Origin of the sequence: Streptomyces sp. URMC 127 (assembly GCF_051386535.1) — a bacterium.
Taxonomy (GTDB): Bacteria; Actinomycetota; Actinomycetes; order Streptomycetales; family Streptomycetaceae; genus Streptomyces.
The window spans coordinates 21,044-31,935 of sequence record NZ_JBPQTW010000060.1 but is presented as its reverse complement, the minus strand read 5'-3'; the positions used below and the strand labels follow the sequence as shown (position 1 = coordinate 31,935).

11 protein-coding genes are annotated in these 10,892 nt (G+C 73.5%); 5 read left to right on the top strand and 6 right to left on the bottom strand.

Going from position 1 to position 10,892, the window contains the following annotated elements:
- Positions 1 to 84: 84 nt before the first annotated feature.
- From ACSNOH_RS15500 to ACSNOH_RS15490, 3 genes are all read right to left on the bottom strand, one after another.
- On the bottom strand, positions 85 to 456 hold the full coding sequence (locus ACSNOH_RS15500) for a peptidase inhibitor family I36 protein (RefSeq protein ID WP_436721910.1): 372 nt from the start codon (positions 454 to 456) through the stop codon (positions 85 to 87).
- A complete protein-coding gene (locus ACSNOH_RS15495) occupies positions 453 to 971 on the bottom strand; it encodes a hypothetical protein (RefSeq protein ID WP_436721909.1) in 519 nt (172 codons plus the stop codon). Before ACSNOH_RS15495 ends, ACSNOH_RS15500 begins: the two co-directional genes overlap by 4 nt.
- Positions 972 to 1,119: 148 nt before the next feature.
- Positions 1,120 to 2,331 carry a cytochrome P450 gene (locus ACSNOH_RS15490; protein ID WP_436721908.1) on the bottom strand — a complete coding sequence of 404 codons (1,212 nt, stop codon included), beginning with the start codon at positions 2,329 to 2,331 and terminating at the stop codon, positions 1,120 to 1,122.
- A 234-nt stretch (positions 2,332 to 2,565) separates the two neighbouring features.
- Here ACSNOH_RS15490 and ACSNOH_RS15485 point away from each other — a divergent pair, with 234 nt between their 5' ends.
- Entirely contained in the window at positions 2,566 to 3,042 is a 477-nt protein-coding gene (locus tag ACSNOH_RS15485) for a hypothetical protein (protein ID WP_436721907.1), read from the top strand.
- A gap of 127 nt (positions 3,043 to 3,169) precedes the next feature.
- On the opposite strand, the gene ACSNOH_RS15480 is transcribed toward ACSNOH_RS15485, so the two are convergent.
- Positions 3,170 to 3,646, bottom strand: coding sequence for a ribonuclease domain-containing protein (locus ACSNOH_RS15480; protein ID WP_436721906.1), 477 nt, complete (start codon positions 3,644 to 3,646; stop codon positions 3,170 to 3,172).
- Positions 3,647 to 3,813: 167 nt separating this feature from the next.
- Here ACSNOH_RS15480 and ACSNOH_RS15475 point away from each other — a divergent pair, with 167 nt between their 5' ends.
- Positions 3,814 to 4,545, top strand: a complete 732-nt coding sequence (locus ACSNOH_RS15475) for an NADPH-dependent F420 reductase (RefSeq protein WP_436721905.1) — start codon at positions 3,814 to 3,816, stop codon at positions 4,543 to 4,545.
- Positions 4,546 to 4,624: 79 nt separating this feature from the next.
- On the opposite strand, the gene ACSNOH_RS15470 is transcribed toward ACSNOH_RS15475, so the two are convergent.
- Positions 4,625 to 5,365: a DUF5701 family protein gene (locus tag ACSNOH_RS15470; protein ID WP_436721912.1), complete on the bottom strand. Its 741-nt coding sequence runs from the start codon at positions 5,363 to 5,365 to the stop codon at positions 4,625 to 4,627.
- A gap of 139 nt (positions 5,366 to 5,504) precedes the next feature.
- Here ACSNOH_RS15470 and ACSNOH_RS15465 point away from each other — a divergent pair, with 139 nt between their 5' ends.
- Complete coding sequence (locus tag ACSNOH_RS15465; protein ID WP_436721904.1) at positions 5,505 to 6,200, top strand: TetR/AcrR family transcriptional regulator; 696 nt, start codon at positions 5,505 to 5,507, stop codon at positions 6,198 to 6,200.
- Between the two features lie 3 nt (positions 6,201 to 6,203).
- On the opposite strand, the gene ACSNOH_RS15460 is transcribed toward ACSNOH_RS15465, so the two are convergent.
- Positions 6,204 to 7,820, bottom strand: a complete 1,617-nt coding sequence (locus ACSNOH_RS15460; protein ID WP_436721903.1) for an FAD-binding protein — start codon at positions 7,818 to 7,820, stop codon at positions 6,204 to 6,206.
- Between the two features lie 484 nt (positions 7,821 to 8,304).
- On the opposite strand from ACSNOH_RS15460, the gene ACSNOH_RS15455 reads away from it, so the two are divergent.
- Together ACSNOH_RS15455 and ACSNOH_RS15450 are read left to right on the top strand one after the other, a co-directional pair.
- Positions 8,305 to 8,844 (top strand): GNAT family N-acetyltransferase, encoded by a 540-nt coding sequence (locus ACSNOH_RS15455; RefSeq protein WP_436721902.1) that lies wholly within the window; start codon positions 8,305 to 8,307, stop codon positions 8,842 to 8,844.
- A 203-nt stretch (positions 8,845 to 9,047) separates the two neighbouring features.
- Positions 9,048 to 10,832 (top strand): protein-arginine deiminase family protein, encoded by a 1,785-nt coding sequence (locus ACSNOH_RS15450; protein WP_436721901.1) that lies wholly within the window; start codon positions 9,048 to 9,050, stop codon positions 10,830 to 10,832.
- Positions 10,833 to 10,892 lie beyond the last annotated feature (60 nt).

Sequence of the window (10,892 nt, the reverse complement as noted above, 5' to 3'; positions counted from 1 at the left end):
CCCCCCCCCCCCCCCCCCCCCCCCCCCCCGCCCGGCTGCAGGGAGCACCCTGCGGCACCGCCCCGCGCGCAGCTCAGCGCCGCGTCAGCAGCCCGAAGTCCAGGTGTGGGAGCCGCCCTTGTCGTTCGCCCTGCCGTTGTAGCCGACTTCCTGGCCCGGGGCCAGGCAGAGGGTGACGCCGCCCGTCAGCTCGCGGCCGTCGTAGATCTTGACGTGGTCCTTGACGCCCGGACCGGAGACGCCGTGATTGGCCCAGGAGGAGTCCTGGTTGTTCATGTTGCCCTCCCACCAGTGGTCGTCGCCGCTGTGCTCGATCTTCATGCCGTCGAAGTTCGCGTGGGTCCAGACGCAGAAGTAGCCGCGGCGGCAGGACGCCGCCTGGGCGTCGGCCGACGTGGCCAGGACGGCGCCGGCGCAGATCAGGGCGGCGGCGAAGAGGGCGGACAGGCGCTTCATGGTCGAGGTTCTCCCGTCGGTGGTGGGGTGTTCAGCAAGGTGGTGGCCGCGGCGAGGGCGTGTGCCCGGAGCCGCCGCCAGTCGGCGATCTCCGCGCGGTGCCGGTCGCGGACCTCGGCGAGGCTGCGGTGGGTGCGGTGGGCTTCGGGCTCCAGGTTGTTGACGATCACGGACGTGCGGAACCAGCGGGGCTGGTCGCCGTAGAGGCGCTGCTGGGCGGCGGCCAGGCAGCCGTCGCTGTGCGCGCGCACCACGTAGCCGGTGGGCAGGGCGACGGACAGCTCCGTCCGGCCCGTGCCGAAGAGCGCGTCGGTGACGCGCTCCTGCTCGGCCGGCGGCGGGCTCTGCCCGGAGCCGGGCGGAGTGAGGCCCTGCCGGGCGAGGCAGGCGTCGGTGAGGCGCTGGGTGGCCGCTTTGATGACCTCGTCCGGGGCGGCGGGACGGGGCTGCGGGCTCGAGCAGCCGGTCAGGGCCCAGCCGAGCAGGACGAGGCCGGTGACGAGCGAGGCGCGCATGCGGGTGTTCTCCGGGTGACGGTGATCGATCCGTGCACGGTCACCCTCTCCACCGGCCGCTCAGCCATGCACTCCATGCGCCGTATCACCCGAAAAGGTGACTATAGGGGCCGGGTTGGCGGCGGGTGCTGCCGCGCCGGGCCGCCGTTCAGCAGGCGACGAGCAACTCCCGCAGCCCCCGGATGACGAAGCCCGGCTTCCACTCCGGCTCCGCCAGGAGCCGCAGCCGGGGCGCCCGGCGCAGCAGCTCGCCGAAGGAGGCGAGGAGTTCGAGCCGCGCGAGCGGCGCGCCCAGGCAGTAGTGGATGCCTGCGCCGAAGCTGAGGTGGGGATTTTCGGTGCGGGTGATGTCCAGGCGGTCCGGCGCGGGGAAGCGGGCGGGGTCGCGGTTGGCGGAGCCGAAGAGCAGGGCCACTTCGCTGCCGCGCGGGACGACCGTGCCGTCGATCTCGATGTCTTCGAGCACCCACCGTTCGAAGAGCTGCAACGGTGTGTCGTAACGCATGAGTTCCTCGATCGCGCCCGGCAGCAGCGCGGGATCGGCGCGCAGGGCGGCGAGCCGGCCGGGATGACGGAAGAGCGCCCACCAGCCGTTGCCCGTGGTGTTGACGGTGGCCTCGTGGCCCGCGTTGAGCAGCAGGACGCACGTCGAGACCATCTCCTGCTCGGTGAGCCGCTCCCCGTCGTCGTGCGCCAGGACGAGCGCGCTGATCAGGTCGTCGCCGGGGCGGCTGCGGCGGCAGGCGATCAGCTCCCGCAGGTAGGCGGAGAACTCGGCGGAGGCGCGTACGGCGTTCCGCGCCGTCTCCTCGCCCGGGTTGAGCTCGTACATCCCGCAGATCGCGGCCGACCAGGGCCGCAGCAGCTTCCGGTCGGCCGCCGGGATGCCCAGCATCTCCGCGATGACGGCCACGGGCAGCGGCTCGGCGACCGCACCGATCAGGTCGCCGCCGCCCGCGGCGAGCAGATCGTCCACGAGCCCGCTCGCCAGCCGTGCGACGACGGGCGCCAGGTTCTCGACCGTGCGCGGGGTGAACGCCTTAGAGACCAGGCGCCGGATGCGGGTGTGGTCCGGCGGTTCGAGGTCCAGCAGGCCGTTGCCGTTGAGGACGTGGAACGGCTCGTGGTCCGCGGGAGGTGCGGTGCGCCCGAATTCCTCGTGGGAGTAGCGGTGGAGATAGGTGCGCCCCAGCCGCCGGTCGCGCAGCAGCGCCCGCACGTCCTCGTAGTGCGGCACCAGCCACTGGCGGCTCGGCCCGAACCAGTGCACGCGCCCGGCGGCCCGGAGCCGGGCGTATCCCGGGTAGGGGTCGGCGACGAACTGGGGGGACCACGGGTCGAAGCCGTCGTTCGCATCCATGTGCGGATGCTAGCCGCGGGGGCGCGGGCCGGGCAGCGGGCGTGGGGAAACCGCCGGATGACTGACCGTCAGCCCGGGAGCGAGTGAACCGGTGCGGCCCCGGCCAAAGGCTGGTGCGAATGCGTCATCGCCGGTCGAACGGCGATCCGGGCGTGGTGCCGGAATGCCACAGTCACGTGCGGAGCCCCCGACCCGGGGGCTCCTGTGATGCACCACTCGGCGAAAGGACCTTTCGTGAGGAAGCGGACCACCACACTCGTCGCAGCCGCCGCGCTCTCCGTGCTGGCACTCGCGGGACAAGCGACCGCAGCGACGTCCGGCAACGGCACCCCGGCCGCCGCCGGGACCGTAGCGGCCGAGACGGTGAAGCCGGGAGCCACGGCCACGCAGACGGTCTACGCCCCGTTCTCCCTGGAGCGGGACCAGTCGCTGGCCTCCGACACGGCCCGGCTGGTCATGCAGTCGGACGGCAACCTCGTCATCTACGACGAGTTCGGCAGAGCCCGCTGGGCCACCGGAACCGTCGGCCAGGGCTGGAGAGCCGCGTTCCAGGAGGACGGCAACTTCGTCGTCTACACCCGCTCGGGCCGCGCCGTCTGGTCGTCCAGGACGGCGGGCCACCCGGGATCGCGGCTGGTCGTCCAGGACGACGGCAACGTCGTCATCTACGACGGCAGCCAGGCGATCTGGTCGTCGCGCACGAACCACTGAGCCTGGGAACGCCGGCACTGCCGAGGAAGAGGCCGGGTCCCGGAAGGGGCCCGGCCCGTGCGCCCGTCCGTGCGCTCGGCCGTGCGCTCGGCCGTGCGCCCGTCCCGTACGTTCGCCCGTGCGTTCGTCAGGGACAGCCCGCGGAGATCTGCCGGAAGCTCGCGTAGTGGTCGCCCGTGTACCAGACGGTGTGCGCGGTCGCGTCGCGCACGAGCCGCTCCGCGTCCCGGTGGCTGCTGTCCGGGCGCGGATTGACGTCGTACTCGCGGTAGTGGCCGGCGACCGGCAGAGCGCGGCTGAGGTTGCGGTAGACATTGCTGCCGCGGATGACGAGGCCCGCACCGGCGGGGTAGTCGGCGGGGCGTTCCGCCTGCGGCCAGCCGAGGCCCTTCCAGATCCCGCACGCGTTCTTGACCCGGGACGGGAACCGCTCGACCGGCCACGGCGGATCGTGCACGTCCGCCCGCGGCAGCGCCGTACGCGCGAGGGCCGCGGGCACAGGGTCGGGGGCCGGGTTCCAGGGAGCCGCGGGCGGGAGGAGGGTGAGGGCCGGCAGGAGCAGGGCGCCGGCGGCCGTGCGCCACGGGTCACGGAGTGCGATCACACGTTGTCCAACGGGGCCGGGTGCCCGGGGATGCACGGGATCACCCGGCCGGCCGTCTCCCGTGAGCCGTCCGGCCGTCCTGTACGAAGCGCCTGCGGCCCGGGCCGCCACACCCGGCCGGAGCACACCGGAACACCGGAACACCGGCATCCGGAACCCCGGAATACATGCCGGAGCCCCGCAGTTGCGCTCAGGCACGGCAACACCGCCGGTACCCACCAGCCTTCGAAGGAAGCTCCATGAGAATCGGCATCATCGGCGCCGGCAACATCGGCGGCAATCTCACCCGGCGGCTCACGGCCCTGGGGCACGACGTGTCCGTGGCCAACTCGCGCGGCCCGCACACCCTCACCGAGCTCGCGGCGGAGACGGGCGCGACCCCCGTGACCGCCTCCGAAGCGGCGCGGGGCGCGGAGGTGGTCGTGGTGACCGTCCCGCTGAAGGCGGTCCCGGACCTGCCGCCCGGCCTCTTCGACGAGGCCGCGCCGGGCGCCGCCGTCATCGACACCGGCAACTACTACCCCAAGGAGCGCGACGGGCGGATCGCCGCCATCGAGGACGGCCTGCCGGAGAGCCGGTGGACCGAGCAGCACCTCGGCCATCCGGTCGTCAAGGCGTTCAACGGCACCTACGCGCAGGACATCCTCGACAGGCCGCTGCCCGCCGGCCACCCGGAGCGACTCGCCGTGCCGGTCGCCGGTGACGACGAGCCGGCCAAGCGGACCGTCCGCCGCCTCATCGACGAGCTCGGTTTCGACACGGTCGACGCGGGCGGCATCGACGACTCCTGGCGCCAGCAGCCCGGCACGCCCGTCTACGGGCTGCGGGCCGGTGCCGAGGCGGTCACCAAGGCCCTTGCCGAGGCGTCGCGCGAGCGGTCCGAGGCGTTCAAGGCGTAGCGCGGCCGGCGGCGCCGATGCCGCACACGGGGGCCCCGCGCGACCGTACGCCGCTGGTACGGGGCCCCGTGGCCGGCTCCTACGGCTGCGGCTCCGTGCCGCTGCGGGCGCCCGCCGAGGCCATGCCGAGCCAGGTGTGGGGGTTGCCCTGCCAGCACCAGCCGAGCTTCGGCGCCTTCTGGCTGATCCAGAGGGCCGGGACCCGGCGGTCGCCGGACCGCGAACCGCCGAGGGAGAAGCACTTGTTCTTCACGAGGACGCGGGGGAAGAGGGTGATGAGCGCAATGCCCTCCTCGATGGTGAGCAGGGTGCGCCCTCTGCGGGCGATGGTGTCCATGGCCTCGTGCGGCACGGCGCCGCAGAACTCCTCGCCCCGCTCGACGTCGAACAGCAAGTAGACGCCGGCCGCCCGGCCGTGCGGAAGCCCGGTTTCCGGGGTGGCGACGAAGCGTTCGAGGGAGCCGGGCTCGAAGGAACGGTCGACGAAGCCGGGCCGGCTTCCGCGGTGGAGGAGGGTGCGCGGCATCGTCTCCTCGATGGGCGCCAGGTTCCTCGGGAGGACCAGCAGGAACGGCACGCGGCCGCTCTCGGGATCGCACGGCTGCTGCCGGCCGCCGGCCGCCCCGTGTGCCACGGCGCGGGCGCGCAGCGGCGCGACCAGTGCGGCGAACTCCTCGGAGGTGAGGCCTGCCAGCGCGGGGTAGCCGAGGCCGGTCAGGGTGCGGACCTGGCGGTCGAACTCGGCTCCGGCGGCTCCAGCGTCACCGTCGGCACCAGCTCGGTCGGCGCCGGGTGCGGAAACAGCGGAAACAGACGTGATGTTCAAGAACAGCCCTCCTGATGCGGCGGGGTCACGCCGCAAACAATCTATCCTCGCAGGAACTTTACGACGGACGTAACTTTAGAGCGCAACCCTCGGTCGGGTCAAGGCAAAAATACGTCCGGCGTAAGATTTCCCCATGGGTACGAGTACGGACACGACTACGGGCGCGGGCGGCCGCTCCGGCGCCTCGACGGCCCCGGGCCTGCGCGAGACCAAGAAGCGCGAGACGCGGCAGCTCATCTCCGACCGGGCGACGAGGCTCTTCCTGGAGCAGGGCTTCGAGGCCACCACCATCGCGGAGATCGCCGACGCCGCTCGCGTCGCCAAGAAGACCGTCACCAACTACTTCCCGCGCAAGGAGGACATGGCGCTCGACCACCAGGACGAGTTCGTCGCCGGCCTGGCGCGTACGGTGTCCGGCCGGGCACCCGGCGAGTCCCCCTTCGCCGCCCTGCGCCGCGCGTTCCTGTCCGCCGTCGCCGGGCAGGACCCCGTCGCCGGGTTCGCCGGACCGGAGTTCACCCGCATGATCGCCGACAGCCCCACCCTCTCGGCCTGCCTGCGCGGCCTGCACGACCGGCGTGAGGAAGCCCTGGCCGCGGCCCTCGCCGAGGCCACCGGCGCGTCCGCCGGTGACATCGCCCCGCGCGCGGCCGCGGCCCTGCTGGGCGGGGTGCACCGCGTCCTCTTCCAGCGGATCCAGGAGCTCACGCTGGCCGGGCGCACCAACCCCGAGATCGCCGCCGTCCTGGAAGAGGAAGCCGTCCGGGCGTTCGACCTGCTGGCGCCGGCCCTCGCCGGATACGGGTGCGGCCGGGCTGAGGACGCATGACCGCTAGGGCAGGCGGACCGACAGGGCGTGGCGGAATTCGTCACGAGGATCCCAGCGCGCCTTGATCCGCTGGAGGCGGGGGTAGTGCTGCTTGTAGTAGAGGGTCTGCCACGGTGTGCCCGAGGTGTTGAGGGCCGGGTCGGCGAGGTCGGTGTCGGGGTAGTTGACGAACGAGCCGTCGCTCACGGCGCCCGGCACGGGCACGCCGCCCGTGTCCGCGTACACCGCACGGTAGAGGCCCCGGACCCATGACAGGGACGGCCCTTCGTCCTGCGGGGCCTCCCAACCGGTGAGGTAGACCGCCTTGAGGATGGAGTCCCGCTGGGCGACGGCCGTGGCGGCGGGAGGGACGGCGGCCACCTGCCCGCCGTAGGAGACGAGCCACACCGAGCCACCGATGCGGTCGCCCTCCGCGCTCGCCAGGTGGTCGTGGAGGGTGTCCGTCTGCCGGTCCGTGAAGCGCCTGCGCAGGTAACCGGCCTTGGCCTTGAAGAACGCCGGAGGGGTCTCCTGCACGCTCGCGGCGGCCTGCAGCCACGGCTGTTCTTCCTGGCTGCGGGCGGGCCGGGCGCGGACGCCGCGGCCGACCGCGGCCACGTAGTCGTCCACCAGCTGCCGTGCGCGGGGCCCGGTGGAGTCGAGCTGGCCGACCAGGTCGACGGTGCCGGCCTTGCGGCTGTTGAGCATGAAGACGCCGAACAGCCCGGCGTACGCCGAGCCGGGGGCGCTGTTGTGCTCGTACCAGGTGCCGTGGTTGCGCACCAGGCGGGCGAACGACGCCTTGTCGAGGTCCTTCCAGGACCACGAAGCGCTGAAGACGAGCGCCGACGAGGGGGCGCGGGGCAGCAGCCGCGCGGGGTCGGAGCCCTCGGCGCCGGGAGTCCGGAACCAGTAGCGGGTGACGATGCCGAAGTTGCCGCCCCCGCCGCCGGTGTGCGCCCACCACAGGTCGCGGTGGGGGTCGTCGTCCTCCCGGGTGGCCACCACCGCGGAGGCCTCGCCCTCCTTGTTCACCACCACGACCTCGACGGCGTACAGGTGGTCGACGCCCAGGCCGTGGCGGCGGGAGAGGGCGCCGTAGCCGCCCCCGAGGATGTGCCCGCCCACGCCCACCTCCGCGGTGGCGCCCGCCGGGATGACCACGCCCCAGCCGGTGAACAGCTTGCGGTACGTCTCCCCGAGCGACGCCCCGGGCTCGACGGCGAACGCCCGCCGCCGCTCGTCGTAGTGGACGGCGGTCATGGACGACAGGTCGATGAGGGCGCGTACGGCCGGGACGTCGACGAAGTCCTCGAAGCAGTGGCCGCCGCTGCGGACGGCGATGCGTCTGCCCTCGCGTACGGCTTGCTGCACGGCTGCGACGACCTGCTCCGTCGATGCCGCCACGCGGACGTAGTCGGGGGTGCCGGCAAAGCGCGCGTTGCATCCGCGGTGGGTGAGCGACCGGTACCGCAGGTCGTCGGGGCCCACGCGGGCTGGGCCGCCCGCCCGGCCCGGGGGCCCTCCGGCCGCCGCCGTTGCCGCCGCGGGTGCGGCGGCGGCCGGCGCCGCCAGTCCGGCGGCCGCCCCGCCGAGAACGGCCGCCCCTGCGAGCACCCCGCGCCGCGTCACGTCTGCCATACCGCTCCTGCCCTCCCCCGGCACCGCTCCCGCGCGTGCCTGCTGCCGCCGAAGCTGAACGTTCTCTTCCACGATCGGGCCCGCCGCGGGACCGGGCATCGTCCGCGAAGACCAGCGCCGGGTACGCCGGGAGAAGGAGGGCAGGGCCGGGGTCCGGGTACCGGAGGAGGAGAACGCGGAGAGGGAGGGCCGCGAAGGGGGCCGGGGACGGAAAAATCCGGAGCGAAGATCCCGGGCGGCGTGGTACACATGAACGTACGCGTCAGGAACGCATGTATCGATCCGGATCGAGGACGAAAGGGAGGTGGGGCTGATGACCGCGCACAAGGCCACTGCGACGAGCAGCGCCCGGACCGCCCTCGCGTCCCGGGCGACGGCCTGAACCAGGCACTTCGCCTCGCGCACGGAGCGCCGGCCTGGCGAGGCCGGCCCCGCGAGGCCGTCCCCGCACGATTCCGACCATGGAACGGATCCTCATCCCGTCATGCGTACCCCGCACACCCCCAGCAAGCGGATCCCCAGTAAGTGGATCACCCACCCCGAGACCGGCGCCGACATCCCCGCCGTCCGGGAGATCCTCCTCGCGGCCTTCGAGACGCCGCTGGAGGCCCGCCTCGTCGACGCCCTGCGCGCCGATCCGGCCTGGATCGACGGTCTGTCGGTCGTCAGCACCGGCGAGGACGGCAAGCCCGTCGGCCACGCACTGCTGACCCGCTGTCATATCGGTGACGCCCCGGCCCTCTGCCTGGCTCCCGTCGCCGTACGCCCCGAGCACCAGCGCGGCGGAGCGGGCTCGGCAGCGATCCGCGCCGCCCTCCGGGCGGCCGAGGAGATGGGCGAGCGCTACGTCACCGTCCTCGGGCACCCGGCGTACTACCCGCGGTTCGGCTTCGGGCGCGCCTCCGCGCACGGCATCGGCCTGACCATCGACGTCCCGGACGAGGCCATGATGGCCATGTCGCTGGACGCGACCCGCCCGCTGCCGAGCGGCACCGTCCGCTACGCGGCTCCCTTCGGGATCTGACAGGACACCCGGCTCGGGGTCTGACAGAACACCCGGCGCGGGGTCTGACAAGACACCCGGCTCGGGATCTGAAGGACCCCCTGCGGGGCCGTCTCCACCCGTGAGTGGAGACGGCTCCACCCCGGGCTGCATCGAAGGTCTCCACCCGGGCTCCACCCGGTGGCCGATGCGGCGCGGCGGGCGGCGGCGGGAGAGTGAAGGGCATGAAAAGACCACTGCTCACACGGACCTCCCTGGCCGGCGTACTGGCCTGTACGGCGGTCGTCGCCACGCTGGTCTCTCCGGCCGGCGCCCGATCCGCCTCCCCGGCCGCGCTGCCCGGGCTGCGCACGCCCGAGGGGCCGGTCGTCCTGCCGAACCTCGACGACGACGCCCGGCGGTGCACGATGCGCCCCGGCGACCTGGACCGGCTGGATGTGGCCGTCGACGAACGGCTCGCCGCGTGCCATGACGCCGCCGACGACGTGGTCAACGGCCCGGAGGACGCCAAGGACCTCACCCCGCTGACCGTGCCGCCCACGGCCGTGGGAAGGGGTGCGCAGGCCCGCGTCTCCCTGCCGGCCGCCCAGGGTCCCTACGCCCGGGTGTTCGTCATACGCGGCGGGAAGTACGTCTCGCTGGGCTCCGACGGCCGGCTCGGCGCTGAGGAGCTGCGGCACGGCGTGCGGCTGGCCGTGGAGGCCCGTGACGTCGTGCGCGATCCGAAGCGGTGGGACGGCCGCATCGAGGTGACCCTGTCCGTGACCGAGCACGGGGTCACGCGATCGGCCCGCGCGGACATGCACGTGGCCCCCGTGCTGCTGCAGCACGACCTGCAGCGCGCGCAGCACGTCTTCGCCGCGGCGCCCGGCCCGGGCGAGGGGCAGCCGGTCGAGGTCCCGGCCGCGAGCCGGCCCCCGGGGCAGTGGGAGGAGTTCGCCGGCTCCCTGCGCAAGGCCGCGAAGGAGTCCGGCCTGCCCGAGGGCGGGCTGCGGTTCCAGCCCGGCACCTCGCAGTGGTGGCGCGACATCTGGCGCCAGGACATCGCCGAGCCCGGCTACGTCACCAGGCCGACGCCTCACGGCCCGCAGACCCTGCGCATCCTGCTCCGCTCCCCCAACTACTGGACGTCCGCCGACGGCCGCTCCGCGAGCCTGCGCCGGGCCGGCCGGCTCCTCTACCGCGACCTGCGCGGCCCCGGCGTCGGCGTGGTCCAGCAGTACACGCCCACCGCGCAGCGCGAGAAGAACGTCGACGAACTGCTGAACTTCACGGGCAACTTCGAGTCCCTGCCGCCGTACGCAGGCCATCCGCAGGGCCGGATCCTCTACGGCAGCAGCGCCGAGCGCCGCCCCGATCCGTCGTTCGTGGGCATGCTGACCGCCCAGGGGCAGCAGCCGCCGGTCGTGCTCGACACGTCCTGGCTGCTGGTCGGCCATGTCGACGAGACCGTCCATGTGGTCCGGGCGAACAATGCGCGCGGCTGGACGCTGGCCGTCTCCGACCCCCGCAAGGCCGTAGCGCTGCTCGAACAGACGCGGCGGGCCGGTGAGGGCGGGCAGCGCCTCTTCGCCGGCACGGTCGCCGGGGACAAGCCGACCGTCGATCAGTTCCTGCGCTACGAGGAGCACGCCGGTGACAATGAGGACGCCGCCCGGCGCATCGACGGGCAGCTATCGGTCCTGCTGCGGGAGACGGGCCTGAAGCCCCAGGAGATCGTCCGCCTGCCGGTGCTCTACTTCAGGGCCGACGCGGGCAAGGGCCTGCCGAAGCGGCACATAGCCTTCTCGCCCGCCCTCGCCAACGGCCTGTCCCTGACCTCACGCGACTTCGCCGCACCGGTCCCGCACGGGCCGCGGGTCGCCGGGCGCGACCTCTTCCGCGCGGAGACGGAGAAGGCCCTTGCCGCCGGTGGCGTGCGCGTCCACTGGGTGGAGAACTTCTCCTGGGCCCACCTCGGCGGCGGTGAGGTGCACTGCGCCACGAACGCCCTCCGGGAGGTCCCGTGACGGCCGGGCAGGACGGCCGGCAACAGAACAACCGGCATCAGGACGGCCGGGGCCAGGACG